Origin of the sequence: Lactiplantibacillus sp. YT640 (genome assembly GCF_049745435.1) — a bacterium.
GTDB classification, from domain to species: domain Bacteria; phylum Bacillota; class Bacilli; order Lactobacillales; family Lactobacillaceae; genus Lactiplantibacillus; species Lactiplantibacillus plantarum.
The window spans coordinates 16,654-33,041 of sequence record NZ_JBMNVY010000018.1; the positions used below are offsets into that span (position 1 = coordinate 16,654).

Sequence of the window (16,388 nt, forward strand, 5' to 3'; positions counted from 1 at the left end):
CACTCGCCGTCTGTTTTATTAGCCGTTACTCAGAAAATTCCGTAATTAACCCCGCGTCAACAGCCCGCTTGGTGTATATCGGGATTTCGTCTTCAGTTGCCCGGACAAAGTGCCCTGGTGCAATTTCGACCATTCGCCGCTTCTTACCGTCATGTTCGGTCGTTTCGTCATAAGGAACCTGCTTACGGTTACGTTCAAACTCTGGATCAGGTACCGGCACCGCCGAGATCAAACTCTCGGTGTACTTGTGTAACGGATGATTATACACTTCATCCGCAGGCCCAATTTCCAGAATCTTACCGTAATGCATAACGCCGATCCGGTCACTGATATACTTAACCATTGACAAATCATGCGCAATAAATAAATAAGTCAAGTTCTGCTTAACTTGTAATTCCTTCATCAAGTTAACCACTTGGGCTTGAATCGAAACGTCCAGCGCAGAAATTGGTTCATCAGCAATGATGAATTTAGGCTCTACCGCTAACGCCCGGGCAATCCCGATCCGTTGACGTTGACCACCTGAAAATTCATGTGGATAACGACTAGAGTGGTCCTTGTTAAGACCAACCGTCTCCAATAAGTCTTCAACCTGCTTGGTTCGGTCTGCATCATCCTTGGCTAAACCGTGAATATCAATCCCTTCCGCCACGATATCCTTGACTTTCATTCGTGGATTCAATGAGGCGTATGGGTCCTGGAAAATCATTTGGATCTCCCGGCGAAATTCATGGCGTTCCTTCTTGGTGTGTAATTTGGAAACGTCCTTACCGTCAAAAATGATTTCACCATCAGTTGGTTCATATAAGTGAATGATGGAACGTCCGGTCGTGGTCTTTCCTGAACCAGATTCACCAACTAACCCAAATGTTTCACCTTCATAAATGTCAAAGGAGACGTCATCAACGGCCCGGACTTCATCTTTTTTGCCGACATTAAAATACTGCTTTAAATGGCGAACTTCTAGAATTTTTTTACGTTCATCAGGCATGTCTACTTACTCCTTTGCTACGGGATTTGAAATTGGTGCTTGCGGTTTTTGCATGGCCGCAAACTTTTGCTGACGCCGAACGATTTCAGCAGGTGGCGTTACCTTTGGGGCATCTGGATGAAGCAACCAGGTTGCCGCGTAATGGGTATCAGAAACCTTAAAGAATGGGGGTTCCTTCTCCGTATCAATCTTCATCGCGTAATCGCTCCGCGCTGCAAAGGCGTCACCAACTGGTGGTTCCAACAAATCTGGTGGGGTCCCTGGAATCGCTAATAATGAGCCACTTTCAGTATCCAAGGTTGGCATCGAATTGAGTAACCCCCAGGTATAAGGATGTTGTGGATTGAAGAAGATCTCATCGACTGTCCCGTATTCCACGATTTTACCGGCATACATCACTGCGACCCGATCAGCCATTCCGGCCACGACACCTAAGTCATGGGTGATAAAGATAATCGACGTATCAATTCGATTTTGTAAATCCTTCATCAAGTCCAGAATCTGGGCTTGAATCGTCACGTCCAAGGCAGTCGTTGGTTCATCAGCAATCAGGACTTCAGGATAGCAGACCAATGCAATCGCAATCACAATCCGTTGCCGCATCCCGCCTGAGAATTGGTATGGATAATCATTGATTCGGCCTTCAGGATTAGTAATCCCAACCAATTTCAACATCTCTAGCGCTTGGGCGATCGCTTCTTTTTTCTTCAAACCCTTATGTTTCATCAAAGGTTCCGCAATCTGCATCCCAATCCGCATTGTTGGGTCCAATGATGTCATTGGGTCTTGGAAGATCATGGCAATATCCTTACCACGAATGTGTTGCATGTCTTTTTCGGACTTTTTAATAATATCTTCACCGTGGAACATAATGCTCCCACGTTTAATTTCAGCATTAGGTGCTAACAGGCCCATCAGTGAACGTGTCGTCACTGACTTACCAGACCCTGATTCACCAACAATTGCCAAGGTTTCACCCTTACGTAAATCAAAGCTAACGTCACGGATGGCTTTAACTTCGCCCGCATAAGTATGGAAATTGATTTCCAAGTTGCGGACCTCAATCACATTTTCTGGTTTTTCCATAGTGCTGCCGTCCTCCTAACGTTTTGACTTTGGATCAAACGCATCGCGCATCCCGTCACCTAACAAGTTAAAGGCGAGCATCAAGATGATCAGCACGATGGCTGGGTACCACATCTGATATGGCAAGAATTGGAAGTTCTTCTGCCCATCAGAGATCAACGTCCCCAATGAAGCTTGTGGTGAACTGATCCCAATCCCGATATAACTCAAGAACGCTTCGAAGAAGATCGCACTTGGTATCGTGAACATCGTTTGAATAATAATGACACTTGAAAGGTTTGGTAACAAGTGTTTCCAAGCAATCTTGACGGGTGATTCACCCAGTGTCCGTGCAGCCAAAATAAAGTCTTGATTCTTCAATTGCAAGGTCTGTGCTCGAGTCAGCCGGGCCATCGTGGTCCAACCAGTGATCGCGATAGCCGCAATGATTGAGGCCATCCCAGTCTTCGTGAAGGCCGTGGCCATCAACACCATGATAACCAATTGTGGGATGGACGAGAGGATTTCAATCACACGTTGCATGAATAAATCGACGCGCCCACCTTTCCAACCGGAGAGTATCCCGAATCCGACCCCAATCGTCAGGTCAATCAAAGTAGCAATCAACGCAATTTCAAGTGAGATCCGGGTCCCATACATAATCCGCGCCAGTAAGTCCCGGCCCAGATAATCAGTCCCGAGAAGATAATGCACGTCAGACTTTGCACCGGCCGCCGCATACGCATCAACGTCCTTACCAGATTGAGTCAAGTGACCATTCAAACCATGGATACTAACACCCGGAATCTTCGGAGGGAGGTTCGCATACCGTGGCGACTGTGCATTAGGATCAACATGGTAGACTGCCCGTCCACCAAATGCCACTAAGAATAAGAATACTAACACGATAAAGCTGATAAAAGCGGTCTTGTTAGACTTCAATCGCCGCCATACATCTTGGCCGAACGTTAAGGAAGGTGCTGCGATCCGTTCATTATCAGGACCCGCTTGTTTATCTAACGGCTCGAAGTCGCCGGGCTTAATATCGATACTACTTGGATTTTCTGCCATTAACTAGTCCCCATTTCCATTTAAACGAATCCGCGGATCAATAATTCCGTAGACAATATCGGTCAACAATAATAGTAAGCAAAGGAGTGCTGAATAGAAAATCGTCACACCCATGATGGTTGGGTAGTCGTTAACCAGAATTGATTTAACGAATTGTTCCCCAATCCCAGGTACTGAGAAGATATTTTCAACAACCATTGAACCCGTCATCAAGGCGGCGGCCAATGGTCCAATCAGCGTAACCATTGGAATCAAACTGTTCCGCAACGCATGGTGATACACGATACCAAATTTCGACAACCCTTTGGCTTTAGCTAGCTCAATATAATCCGAACTCAGCACGTCCACCATGTCGGTTCGGATAAACCGAGCCGTTTCGGCCAGCGGACTGGCGGCCAAAGCTAACGTTGGTAAGATCGTGTAAGCGAAGCCTTCCCAACCAGCAACAGGGAACCAACCAGCCTTTAAGCCGAGGTAGTATTGTAACAGGATGGCTAACACGAAACTTGGAACTGCGATCCCTAAGATCGATAAGATGGTTGCTAAACGGTCGGCCCAAGTATCCTTCTTGATGGCCCCAACGGCCCCTAGGATAATCCCAAAGACGATTCCGACGACCATCGCTTGACCACCTAACTGCATTGATGGTCCCATCCGGCTACCAATCAGGTAACTGACGGCTTGATCAGAGAACTGGAAGGATAGCCCTAAGCTCCCCTTGAAGATCCCGCCAATGTAAATGAAGTATTGCAACCAAACAGGTTTGTCCAACCCGTATTGGGCCAAGATCGACGCCTTTTCGCTAGGGGTCAATTTAGCTTCATTTTGCAGCGGTGTTCCGGGCATTAACTTCATTAAGAAGAACGTGGCGGTCGCCACAATGAATAATGTCAGGAACAAGTAAAATATCCGCTTTAAAAGATACTTTCTCATGAGAATTCCTCGCATTCTATTAAAATCAACTTAAAAAATAATGACATCCCTCATTATAAAACAAAATGGTAAGGATTAACAATGTGTCAATCCTTACCCCTTTGCTTCACATTCATTCAGTTAAAGCACACACACTTTTTTCTGTGGATTTACATCATTATTTTACGGACATGTACTTGAAGTTGTAGTTTGAGCCCGCAGTGTTGTAGATGATGCCCTTCAGATTGCTCCGAGTCAACGTTGCTGAGGCTTGTTGATAGATTGGGATGACCCCTTGATCATTCATCAATTGCTTTTCAGCAGCAACCATGTCAGCCCAACGTGCAGTCTTGTTATTGGCATCGGCACCTTCCGCCTTCTTCACAGCATCGTCGTATGCGGCACTGTCATACTTCCCATTGTTGTATGAGTTGTCGGACGTGAAGAGTGACAAGAAGGAAATTGGGTCGGTAAAGTCAGCATTCCAGGCAGAGATAACCGTATCGAAGTTCCCGTTTTGTGACCGTTGAAGACGGGTCTTGAATGGGACGTTCTGGTTAGTAACGGTCAAACCAGGTAATTTCTCCCAAGCACCTTGAATAAATTCAGTAGACTTCTTACCACCATCAGTATCGTCAGAAAGAAGCTTGATGTTCAGCTTAGTTTCACCAATTTCTTTCATCCCTTCTTTCCACAACTTCTTAGCTTTCGTTAAGTTGTAGTCAACTGCAGAAGGAACGGCAGCGTCAGTCGTAAAGTCCTTACCAGTTGTCGGGTTTTTAGCTAAGTCTTCAGAAACGTAACCTTTAGAAACGGTCGAACCGTTACCTAACGTATTATTAACGTAGGACTTCCGGTTAATTGCTAATGACAAGGCCTGACGAATCTTCTTGTTCTGGAAAGCTTTGGCTAAAGTCTTATCGCTATCCTTACGATTAAATTCAACGTAGAAAGTTGAAGCCGTCTTCCGAACTAAGTAGTTCTTATCATTCTTATAATTCTTAACTTGTTCGTTGGAAAGTGTCGTAAAGTCGAGCTTATTGGAATTAAATAAGTTCAAGCCAGTTGAAGGATCCTTAACGACTTGGTACTTGATGCTGTCCATCTTAACAGCTTTCTTATCCCAATAATCGTTATTCTTCTTCAAGGTCCATGACAAGTTTGTCCCAGTCCAACCAGTCATCTTGTAAGGGCCGTTATAAACCATGGCCTTACTGCTCGTCCCATACTTAGAACCGTACTTCTTAACCACTTTTTCATTTTGTGGGAAGAAGTTGACAAAGCCCATCAGCTTGTCAAAGTAAGCAATTGGCTTATCCAAAGTGACCGTCAACTTGTAATCACCATCAGCCTTGATTCCTAAACTAGAAACGGGCTTCTTGCCATTGACGATAGCGTCAGCGTTCTTAATCCCTGAATATAAGTATGCGTATTGTGACGCAGTCTTTGGATTAACGGTCCGTTGCCAACCATAAACAAAGTCTTTGGCAGTAACTTTATCCCCGTTACTCCATTTTGCGTTCTTCCGTAAAGTGAACGTATATGTCTTCCCACCATTAGTAACCTTAGTGGATTTCGCAATTCCGGGTGTGACCTTCCCGTTCTTACCGAGACGGTATAACCCTTCATTAGTGTTATTCAACGCGTTAGAACTAACCACATCGGTGGACTTAGAAATGTCCATCGTTGGTAATTCGGCTGATTCGGTCCAATTGGCCGTTTGCTTAGAACTTGAAGAACTCTTGCTTGAGCCACAAGCAGCTAAGAATAGTACGGATGCGCCGGCAACGACGGTTACTTTTGCAGCTGTTTTGAAATTCATATAACCCAACCCCTAACTTTAAAATAGTTTGTGTGTGCTTTTCCCTCGAAAAGTTAAAGTAATTGTATATTATAAATAAATTAAAATCAATCCTAAACTCTAATTTTTATCATTATTTCGTCATAATCGTCTTAATTATTTCATTTTGCGATTATTATCCATACTGATAAACATGCCTGAAATTACTGATATATAAGCAATTATATTCTCACATCAGTGTTCAATTATCAAGTGAACACAATCGGCAATTTTTCTTAATAAATAATTCAAATAACGATAAAAATGACGATATTAGGTCTTTTTTACGTTAGTCAAAACAGCTAAAAGTGCACAAATAAAAAAGAATGCTGATTTTTTATCAGCATTCTCTTATTATTAAACAATATTGGCTAGTTAAGTACTCGTACATCGGCATAAAACACACCAGCCCGTGAATTTACACCAACTTAGATTCTTTCCACATTAACCTCGAAACAAGCTGGTAGCCATTTTAGATGTGCGCCCATTTTAATCACGACTCAACCTGATTAATCAGCTCCGTCTAGCCTAGTTACCGAGATACCCAATCACCGAAGCAACAATCAAGATGATGAGAACAATCGTCGTAATCCAAACATATAAGTGGTCTTTTTCCACTGCAAAGGCGTAGATAGAGACCGCAACCCGCAAAGTTGGCGTTAAAATCAATAGAAATAAACCTAACATAATCACGGCATATGGTTTAAGTGCCACAATGCCGGCTAGAATATCAGCGACCGTATGGGGTTCCATACCATTTGCATAACCACCATTGCCCTGAATCAACATCAGAAGCATCCCAATAATAATCACGATTGCAGAAACAATGACGCCAATTCGTAGAATATACCCAATCATCATTTCAACGGCGTGCATCTCTTGCGCTTTAGTTGTTTTTTGCTTATCCATTAGATGGTCACCCCGAATCCTTTAGCAATCATTTGAATTCCCAGATAGAGCATCACGGGCACAAAGATCATGCGAATCAAGCGTGGCTTGAGCCGCGTCATGATTCGTGAGCCGATTAAGGCACCGACGATAATCCCGATAGCTAATGGGGCCGCGATTCCGGGTTTGATTGACCCATTAAAGAAGTAGACCATCGCACTCGCTGCCGCCGTCACCCCCATCATCAGGTTAGAAGTTGCTGATGACGGTTTAAGCGGCATATGCATAATCGTATCCATGGCTAGCACTTTGAACGCGCCACTCCCGATCCCCAACAAGCCACTGGCGAAACCAGCACCGAACATCATGGAAAAACCACCCGGCACGTTTTCAACCTGATAATCAACTTGCTTATTCAATGCTTTATCATAATAAGTACCATTTAAGTTCAACTGTGTCGCCAGCTTGTCATCTTTGACTGACAGTAATTCACCGTTCTTACTCATTAATTTACGAATCATATTATACGTCGTGAAAACTAACAGCGCCCCAAATAGGAAGTACAGGAATGTTGCATTAAGCACCCCCGTCAACACTGCACCGAGGACGGCCCCGACCGTCGTCGCAATTTCAAGAAACATCGCGACGCGTAAGTTCAACATCTCATCACGTAAATATGCAATGGTAGAGCCCGAACTCGTGGCAATCACGGCGATAATACTGGCCCCAATCGCATACTTAATATCTAATCCCAAACCAAGTGTCAGGATTGGTGTGACGATCATGCCACCACCGATACCTAAAATAGCACCGAAAATTCCGGCAATTACCCCAACGCCGAGCATTAGCCCTAACGAATAAATCATTTCCTTCACCTTCACCCTTTAAATTTCAATTGTTAGTGTACCATTTAAACCGATTGATATCTAATTATTAAATGAAGGTTAGCGTATCCCCAGTACGACAGTCATTAGGCTTATTTTGCGTCTGAAAACACCACTTCAATTTCTAGCTAGTGTAATCGGTAACAACCCGATTAAATCAGCAATCCACCCTTAACCGCGATTAAATTTTTAGATATCAAACTGATTAAACTAGTCTAGCGACTGCGCTTGCTGGAATTGTGCCATCAAACCGGCAACTAATGGGGTCGCTAAGGCTTCCGGGGTCGTTGCTAGGGCCAGTTGAGTCTGAAAACGATGATCTGCCAATGATCGAATCAGCACGTCACCACCGTCATAGGTTTCAGCCAATGACCGTGGCACCAGGGCCACTCCCAATTGGTGATTAGCCCAGTGCATCGCCGTGCGGGCATCATCACAAGTCATGATGTAAGTCGGCGTAACCGACGCTTCCAGAAAGGCAACGTGGAATAATTCATTAAAACGACGGTACTTGATCAATGGTAACGTAGCGAGGTCACTTAGTTGTAACTGGCGCCGCTTTTCAAACCGTGAATATCGCTTCGGAATGACTGCTGCCATCCGTTCTGCGGGAAAGTAACGACAGACTAGATGTTGCGCGTTGAACGGTGTTCGTAACACCGCCACGTCTAGCAACCGTTTATGCAGATCGTCTAACAACTCATACGTATTGCCTTCCGTAATCGCAAGCTGAACATCGGGATGTTGCCCTAACCACTTTAGTAATGCCGTATTCGGCATGACCCCTGCCGAGGATGAAACTGTCCCCAGATTAATGGTCCCCGTCACGCCGTGTGCCAGGGCCCGGACCTTGTTCTCCGCAGTCGCCGACAACTGCGTGAGCTGTTGGGCATACCCCACCAGTAGCTTGCCAGCTTCAGTAACAGTCACACCCTGAGGCAAGCGATTGAAGAGGGTGACGCCTAGTTCAAGTTCTAATTGCTTAATCTGATAGCTCAGTGGTGGCTGCGCCACGTGCAAGCGTTTGGCGGCCGCTGTCATCTGACCTTCCTCTGCCACGGCCAAAAAATATTGTAATTGTTTTAGATTCATCCGTTAACGCCCCCTGTTATTAAATATTAGTATACACGACTGACAAAGCGGGAATTTTACAATTTATTTAAGACGTGCCAGAACCCTTGTGAATGCGTTATACTAGTGATAATTAATTTATTAATGAAAGGAGTGGTCACGTGTCGTTTCTTGACCGACTTAAAGGAATGCTTCAGGCACTAAACAGCACGGAAGCCGCCACAAGCGCTACTGAGGCACCACGTTCCATTGCCGCACAAACTGCCGCAGCACCTACAGTTAACCAAACAGAAGCATTAGTTCTCGTTCACCACCTAGATCAGGATGGCAATGAACTGCAGGCTGCTGATATGATTGCTGGCACCATTGGCGAAGAGATTCACTTGCCAGCCGTCAGCATCACCGGCTACCACCTCGTCCATATCGAAGGCTTGACTCGCTGGTTTACGACCCCACAGGCTAGCATCACGTTGACTTACGAACGCCAAGCTGGCCAACCAGTCTGGATGTACGCCTATGACATTGACCGCCGCGAACTAATTGGCCGGCCGACCATGTACCGGGGGAAATTAGGAACCCCTTACGAAATCAGTGCGCCGACCGTCGCCGGTTTTAAGCTCCTCCGTTCCGTAGGCGACGTGACTGGGGAATACACGACCACTTCCAAGACGGTCCTTTTTTTCTACCGCAATCAAAATTGGCAGCAAACTGACCTCAGTACTGGTTTTGTCCAAGTCAACAAGTTGACCGCCGTTTATCCGTATCCTGGGACAACTACGACCAACTATTTAACTAAGCTCCAGCCCGGTAGCACTTATAAAACGTACATGCGCGTTCGCTTAGTCACTCACGAGACCTGGTATGCGATTGGCGATGATCAGTGGATTCCGGAGACGCACCTCCAATTAACTACCGGTGACACACTGTTACTCAAGTTGCCAGCCGGCTACCGCGTCCAAAATAAACGGCCTGTTCGCCAAACCGGCGTTGTCAGTTTTGTCCCTGGCAAACAGGTCCACACATACATCGAACCATATGGCCGCTATTTAACCACCGTCACTCATGGTGACACGGTCAATTTGATTGAGCGAATGGCCGACGACAACGGGGTCGTCTGGTATCGCCTGCAAGATCAAGGTTACTTGCCGGGCCGTTATTTAACGAAATTAGATCCACCGTTTGCTTAAACAAGACTTTTGTTCGATTAACGCGAACCATGCTAAAATGCGCCACTCGCTAGCTTCAATCTAATCTAGCGAGTGGCGCATTTTAATATCTACTTATCAACAATTATGCGCATCAACTCGATGCCCCGATTCGTCAGCAAGAAACCTTCCTGGCTGTGGTGCATGAAGACTAACCCTTCAAACTCGCGATCACCAGCAAAGTTCGCCTCACCGACCTGACTAGTCGTCAAGTGTCCCAGTTTAGCCGCTGGAAGTGACGTAATACTCTCATCGGAGACCAGGTAGAGCCGACCAGTAATCTCGTTATATCCAATCGATTGGGCGAAGAAACCCGGATTATTAGCTAACCCCTGCGCGAGTTGTTCAAAATGTACACCAGTCGTCGAACTGATTGTGCCACGATAAAGCGTGACATTGCCATTTCTGAGCTGACTCGCATGCGTCCAATAATAGGCCTGCCCAGCGCGATCAAAAGTCAGTTCATCACCTAGACGCCCGCTACCAGTAGTAAAGGCAATTTTAAGATCCGGCGTCAGGGATTGCGGATTTAGTCGCGCAACACTTGCAAGCTGATCACGTGCCGTCGATGAAATAAACCACAGCTCGTTCGTCTTAGGATTTAAAGCTAGTGACTGAACGTGTCCCGCCGTAAACTCCGGCCCCACTTCAATGGCGGCCAGCACCCGACGGTCAAAAGCCGTCATCTTCCCGTCGAATTGGTGAGCTGCTGCTACTCGGACCATCGCCATCTTCCCTGATTGCCCAGCCCCTAAAGCCATCAGGCGTTGCCAATCATAGCGAACGACCCAGCCAGTCTGGTCGGCGCCACCCAACTGTTGATCATTGACGTACATGACGTACAAGTACCGATTGTCAGCTGAAAACGTCGCACTCTGTGGGTCATTCAACAAGCGGCTCCCTAACTGTTGCGGTAAATACAGTGCTGTTTTGAAATGATAATGGTCGCGATAGCCACTACTCTGGCGCAACGTGTCTGGCTGATTTTGTAGCCCTTGAGTCGCTAGATACGCGGCGGTAGGACGAAACAAAATATGCTCAGTGGTGTACCGTCCCGCCCCTTTTAAGGGCAAATAACTCAGCTTATTGGCCGCGCGCGTCACCCCATGTTCCTGTTGATCCGTTGTCACCACGCGCATCGGTTGCCGCGTGGGTGTCTTAATATCAGTGGCCCTGGTTCCGACAACTCGTACGGTGTCCGCCAACGCCCAGCTCAGTCGCCCAGCAGTCCCGTGACGCACCTGCCAATAAGTCACTAACCGCTTGTTTTGTGTCACCATCACCTGACCAACCCGTTGCCAGTGACTAGTCGTCCGGGCCGTCCCACGTGGCGTTAATTGCATCGTTGCACGATTTAATTGATATAAGCGCGTTTGTTTCGATTCAAGTTCACAATTCCGGGGCGCTAAGCTTTGCACCGCTGGCCACCGTACCAAGTTCGTCGCCGCGTGCACCGTCATCGGGCCCCACAACCCCATTCCTAACATCAATCCCAGCATCCAGCGTCCCCTTATTTTCAATCTCATCGCCCCCTACAATCTAAATTGCAGATTGATTGTATCGTAATTCTCTCACCTTAGCAGTGCTACAACGTTGGTTCACATGGTGAATTTACATGGACCGATAAGCATGTTAGAAGAACCTCTCATATCACTTCTATCCGGTCCCGCCACACAAAAAATGATGAGACCGCCAAATCAACTTGGCAGCCCCATCATTTTATGAACTATTCACATATTTGTTTGTGCTTTTGCTTGAGACACATTGTAACTTTTCTATCCGTTAAATCAAGAGCAGCCAGCTTAGGCCCGCTGGGAAAAGTTCGAGTTAGCGACCAATTGCACCAAGTTAAGTGGCCGTTCATCAGCCATTCGAGCGGGTTCCCGAAACGTGCTCGGTGCCACTGAAGCCTGTGCTTGCTACGCCAACGGACTAATGCCAAAACCGCATTAATCCGTTGGCTAGGCAATGCTCAGTAACCAAATTATTCTTAGCTGGAAGTGATTTTCTTCCGGCTTAGAATAAGACTCGTATTTGAGCTGACGCGGGTTGTGCGTTAGCTCAAATCGATGTCGGCTTACGTTCCAGCAATTGTCACCCAGCCCCGGAGGTCGAAATAGGACGCACATCGGCTGACGAACAGTAATCTAACTAGATTGGTCAGCTAAGTGTAAACCACAATATAAATCCTAGAGCTTCGAGGTCAGCTTGACATCCGGATACTTATCCGCAAACCAGCGTTCGGCAAAGGCATTTTCGAATAAGAAGAGCGGTGCCCCGTAGCGGTCCTTGACCAATAGATTCCGCGAACTGGACATCTTTTCATCCAATTGTTCGGGATCGATCCAACGGGCAGTCTTGCTACCCATTGGTTCCATGACAACTTCCGAATTATATTCATTTTGCATCCGGAATTTGAAGACTTCAAATTGAAGTTGACCGACTGCACCAAGAATATAGTCACCCGTTGAATATGAAGTGTACAACTGAACGGCCCCTTCTTGAACCAGTTGTTCAATACCTTTATGGAAAGACTTTTGTTTCATGACGTTCTTGGCTGTAACGCGCATGAAGAGCTCCGGCGTAAATTGCGGTAACTTTTCGAATTGAACCGCATTTTTGCCAGCGTAAATCGTATCTCCAATTTGGAAGTTACCTGTGTCGTAGAGACCGACGATATCGCCAGCAACGGCAGTTTCCACCGTTTCACGGGTATCGGCCATGAATTGCGTAGAGTTGTTTAAGCGCATCTTCTTACCAGTCCGCTGCAAGACCACGTCCATCCCCCGGTCAAATTCGCCAGAACAAATGCGGACAAAGGCGATCCGATCACGATGGTTCGGGTTCATGTTGGCTTGGATCTTGAACACAAAACCGGCAAATTCATCGTCGGTTGGCTGAACGACTTGGTCATCACGAGTCTTATGAGCAGCGGGTTTAGGCGCATACTGCAGATACGTCTTCAAGAACGTTTCGACCCCGAAATTGGTGAGGGCGGACCCAAAAAATACTGGCGTCATGTCTCCCGCCATTACTTTAGCTTCGTCAAAATCATTACCAGCTTCGTTGATCAATTCGACTTCATCCAACGTGTCACGATAAATACTGTCCTTGGTCAATTCATTACTAGGATCAAGCTCACCGTTCTCGTCTAGTGGTAAGAACGTTTCGCCATGAGCTTCATTATGATAAAGTTCCACACGGTGATTGTAACGATCGTATAAGCCCTTTAAGCCCTTACCCATACCCATTGGCCAGTTCATTGGATAAGTTTCGATTCCGAGGACTTCTTCGACTTCGTTCAACAAGTCCAATGGTTCGCGACCATCACGGTCCAACTTGTTCATGAACGTAAAGATCGGAATGCCCCGCATCTTACAAATTTGGAATAACTTCTTCGTTTGTGGTTCGATCCCCTTAGCCGAGTCAATGACCATGACAGCGGAATCGACCGCCATCAAAGTCCGATAAGTGTCTTCCGAGAAATCCTCATGTCCGGGCGTGTCCAAGATGTTGATCCGTTTGCCATCGTAATCGAATTGCATCACGGAACTCGTTACTGAGATTCCCCGCTTCTTTTCAATTTCCATCCAGTCAGACTTGGCAAAGTTCCCACTTTTACGGGCTTTAACCGTTCCGGCCTGACGAACAACGCCACCAAACAATAACATTTGTTCCGTAATGGTGGTTTTCCCGGCATCCGGGTGAGAAATAATCGCAAAGGTACGCCGGGTATTGACCGCGGCGGTTAATTCTGTCTTATTCATTAAAAATTCCTTTCATCATAACCTGTATATTCAACGTGCACGGTGGTACCGTCCCACCGTAAAAAAACATAGCCTTACATATTTTACTGATATTTGACCAAAAAATCCAGTACCACCGACCATCTTGCACCGATTCGGTGGGAATTCACTTAACAAAGTCATGACAGACCAGTTGCAATCGTTTTCAAGGCCATGCTTTTAAATTAAGGCCGCGTTTTATTTGGCATGTTAAGTTAAGTTGTGTACAATGTATTTGTTTTTAAATAACTGTGATTTGGGAACGAGGAGGATTTTAATATGTCAGAAAAATTTGACGTTGTATATCTAGGTAGCGGTCACGGAACGTTTGACGGGGCCATTCCGTTAGCGGCTCGTGGCAAAAAAGTAGCCGTCATTGAAGCTGATTTGATTGGTGGTACCTGTCCTAATCGGGGTTGCAACGCTAAAATCACCTTAGACCAGCCGGTAGCATTAAAAAATCAAGTTGCTAACTTCCAAGGATACGGTCTGCGTGGTGAACCGACGATTGATTGGCAAGCCAACTTTGACCACGAACGCGACGTCATCGCCGGCTTACCAGATATGATTGCTGGCTTAATGACTAGTGCCGGCGTGACCCTCATCAATGGCCGCGGGACGTTCGTCGACGACCATACGATTCAGGTGGCGGACAAGACGTATACCGCCGATAAGATTGTCATCGCAACAGGTCAGCATCCACATCGTTTGGACATTCCCGGCACTGAACTCGCCCATGACAGTAACGACTTTTTGAATCTAACCACTTTGCCACACCACATCACCGTGATTGGTGCCGGCTACATCGGACTCGAATTCGCCAACATGGCACTAACAGCCGGCAGTCAGGTCACCCTACTCATGCGTGGTGACCAAGCACTTCGTCAATTCCACCAACCATTCGTTGAACGATTATTGGCCATTCTCGTGAAACAAGGTTTAGTCCTAAAACGTGAATGGGTGCCAACTGCGATCAAGTCGACTGGTGACCACTTCGAAGTCCTCAGTGCGGATGACAAGATTACAACGGACTGGATCTTGGATGCGACGGGCCGCCAGCCCAACACCGCAAACTTAGGACTTGAAAAAATCGGTGTGGACTACACAGCAGCTGGAATCACCGTCGACGACCACTTGCAAACGAGTGTCGCTGGCATCTACGCATCCGGTGACGTTCTCGCCAAGGATCAACCAAAATTAACACCCACTGCTATCTTTGAGTCGCAATACCTGACCCACCTATTCACGGGTGACACCAATGCCCCCATCAAGTATCCGGCCATTCCATCGGTCGTCTTCACGTCCCCACGATTGGCCCAAGTTGGTACACTTCCAACCAGTGACACTCATGATGTCAAAGTTACCGTCAATGATTTAAAGGATGACTGGTTCCGGCAGACAACGCGCGATGTCACCGGCCATAACTTACTCGTGACGGATGACCAGCACCGGTTGATTGGTGCCGCTGAACTCGGTGAACAGGCCGAAAATACCATTAACACGTTGCTACCAGCGATCCAATATCAATTGACACCGGCGCAACGTGAACAACTCGTGATCCTCTTCCCAAGTATCGGCGCAGCCGTTTGGTCAGCAATTTAACAAATTTTTTCTTGGCAATCAGGCCTGTAAAACCGGGCTTGGTTGCCTTTATTTTCAGTCTAATGAAAATAATTTACAAATATATGGTTGATTTATGTAAATAGTTTTATTACAATGTAAGCGAATACAAAAAGTACTTAATATTTTTCATATAAAAGAGGGGTTTCATCATGAAATTAGGATTGATTGGCTTAGGTAAAATGGGAATGAACTTAGCGTTGAACATGCAGGATAACGGGCACACGCCAGTGGGAATGGATCTTAACCCCACTAATCTTAGTACCGCCAGTGCTCACGGGTTGGCGACGGCCACGGATCTCACCAATTTGCTTGACCAGTTGCCAACACCACGGATCGTGTGGATCATGGTACCCGCTGGTAAGGCAACCAACAGCGTTATCGAACAGTTAGCCCAGACTTTAAGTGCAGGTGACATCGTCCTCGATGGCGGTAATTCGCACTATCAAGATAGTATCCGCCACGGCGAATTACTGGCAAGTCACCACATCAACTTCTTAGATGTCGGGACGTCGGGCGGTCAAGCTGGTGCACGCCACGATGGCAACTTTATGATTGGTGGCGACCCCGCCACTTTCCAAGTCGTCGAACCACTATTTAAAGCGATTGCCGCTCCCAATGGATATTTGTACACCGGCCCTGTTGGCAGTGGTCATTACCTGAAGATGGTCCACAACGGAATTGAGTATGGTATGATGGCAGCAATAGGTGAAGGCTTTGACGTTTTACAGCATAGTCAGTTCACTTACGACAACGCGGCCGTCGCCAAAATGTGGAATAACGGCTCAGTCATTCGAAGCTGGTTAATGGGCTTAGCTCAAGATGCATTCAGCAAGGATGGTAATCTAGATGACATCAAGGGTGTTATGCATTCATCCGGTGAAGGTCGCTGGACCTTAGACGCGGCCCTAGACCAACAAGTCGCCACCCCGGTCATTGCGATGGCCTTGATGATGCGCTACCGTTCAGAAACCGATGACACATTCACTGGTAAAGTTGTTGCCGCCCTACGTAACGAGTTTGGTGGCCACGCTGTCGATCACGAATAGGAGGAAC

Annotated in this window: 13 protein-coding genes; 3 read left to right on the plus strand and 10 right to left on the minus strand. The window is 46.6% G+C overall.

The window, feature by feature from the left end; all coding sequences use genetic code 11:
• Window positions 1-25: 25 nt before the first annotated feature.
• The 8 genes from ACOV1R_RS11030 to ACOV1R_RS11065 form a co-directional block, all read right to left on the minus strand.
• Window positions 26-991, minus strand: coding sequence for an ABC transporter ATP-binding protein (locus ACOV1R_RS11030; protein WP_003643241.1), 966 nt, complete (start codon window positions 989-991; stop codon window positions 26-28).
• 6 nt (window positions 992-997) lie between these two features.
• Complete coding sequence (locus ACOV1R_RS11035; RefSeq protein WP_054519208.1) at window positions 998-2,077, minus strand: ABC transporter ATP-binding protein; 1,080 nt, start codon at window positions 2,075-2,077, stop codon at window positions 998-1,000.
• Between the two features lie 15 nt (window positions 2,078-2,092).
• Entirely contained in the window at window positions 2,093-3,127 is a 1,035-nt protein-coding gene (locus tag ACOV1R_RS11040; RefSeq protein WP_003643239.1) for an ABC transporter permease, read from the minus strand.
• Window positions 3,128-3,130: 3 nt separating this feature from the next.
• Window positions 3,131-4,060 (minus strand): oligopeptide ABC transporter permease, encoded by a 930-nt coding sequence (gene opp3b / locus ACOV1R_RS11045; RefSeq protein WP_003644204.1) that lies wholly within the window; start codon window positions 4,058-4,060, stop codon window positions 3,131-3,133.
• Window positions 4,061-4,217: 157 nt separating this feature from the next.
• On the minus strand, window positions 4,218-5,861 hold the full coding sequence (locus ACOV1R_RS11050; protein WP_003643237.1) for a peptide ABC transporter substrate-binding protein: 1,644 nt from the start codon (window positions 5,859-5,861) through the stop codon (window positions 4,218-4,220).
• 546 nt (window positions 5,862-6,407) lie between these two features.
• Window positions 6,408-6,788: a DUF1634 domain-containing protein gene (locus ACOV1R_RS11055; RefSeq protein WP_003643236.1), complete on the minus strand. Its 381-nt coding sequence runs from the start codon at window positions 6,786-6,788 to the stop codon at window positions 6,408-6,410.
• A complete protein-coding gene (locus ACOV1R_RS11060) occupies window positions 6,788-7,633 on the minus strand; it encodes a sulfite exporter TauE/SafE family protein (RefSeq protein WP_054519176.1) in 846 nt (281 codons plus the stop codon). Before ACOV1R_RS11060 ends, ACOV1R_RS11055 begins: the two co-directional genes overlap by 1 nt.
• Before the next feature lie 228 nt (window positions 7,634-7,861).
• On the minus strand, window positions 7,862-8,743 hold the full coding sequence (locus ACOV1R_RS11065) for a LysR family transcriptional regulator (RefSeq protein ID WP_003643233.1): 882 nt from the start codon (window positions 8,741-8,743) through the stop codon (window positions 7,862-7,864).
• A gap of 140 nt (window positions 8,744-8,883) precedes the next feature.
• On the opposite strand from ACOV1R_RS11065, the gene ACOV1R_RS11070 reads away from it, so the two are divergent.
• Entirely contained in the window at window positions 8,884-9,909 is a 1,026-nt protein-coding gene (locus ACOV1R_RS11070) for a MucBP domain-containing protein (protein ID WP_128485053.1), read from the plus strand.
• Window positions 9,910-9,998: 89 nt separating this feature from the next.
• Here the strand turns inward: ACOV1R_RS11070 and ACOV1R_RS11075 are convergent, their stop codons facing one another.
• Entirely contained in the window at window positions 9,999-11,453 is a 1,455-nt protein-coding gene (locus ACOV1R_RS11075) for a hypothetical protein (protein ID WP_054519175.1), read from the minus strand.
• A 663-nt stretch (window positions 11,454-12,116) separates the two neighbouring features.
• Window positions 12,117-13,694, minus strand: a complete 1,578-nt coding sequence (locus ACOV1R_RS11080; RefSeq protein WP_003643227.1) for a peptide chain release factor 3 — start codon at window positions 13,692-13,694, stop codon at window positions 12,117-12,119.
• A gap of 297 nt (window positions 13,695-13,991) precedes the next feature.
• Here ACOV1R_RS11080 and ACOV1R_RS11085 point away from each other — a divergent pair, with 297 nt between their 5' ends.
• Window positions 13,992-15,314, plus strand: coding sequence for a dihydrolipoyl dehydrogenase family protein (locus tag ACOV1R_RS11085; protein ID WP_217203237.1), 1,323 nt, complete (start codon window positions 13,992-13,994; stop codon window positions 15,312-15,314).
• Window positions 15,315-15,484: 170 nt separating this feature from the next.
• Entirely contained in the window at window positions 15,485-16,381 is an 897-nt protein-coding gene (gene gnd / locus ACOV1R_RS11090) for a phosphogluconate dehydrogenase (NAD(+)-dependent, decarboxylating) (protein ID WP_021357221.1), read from the plus strand.
• Window positions 16,382-16,388 lie beyond the last annotated feature (7 nt).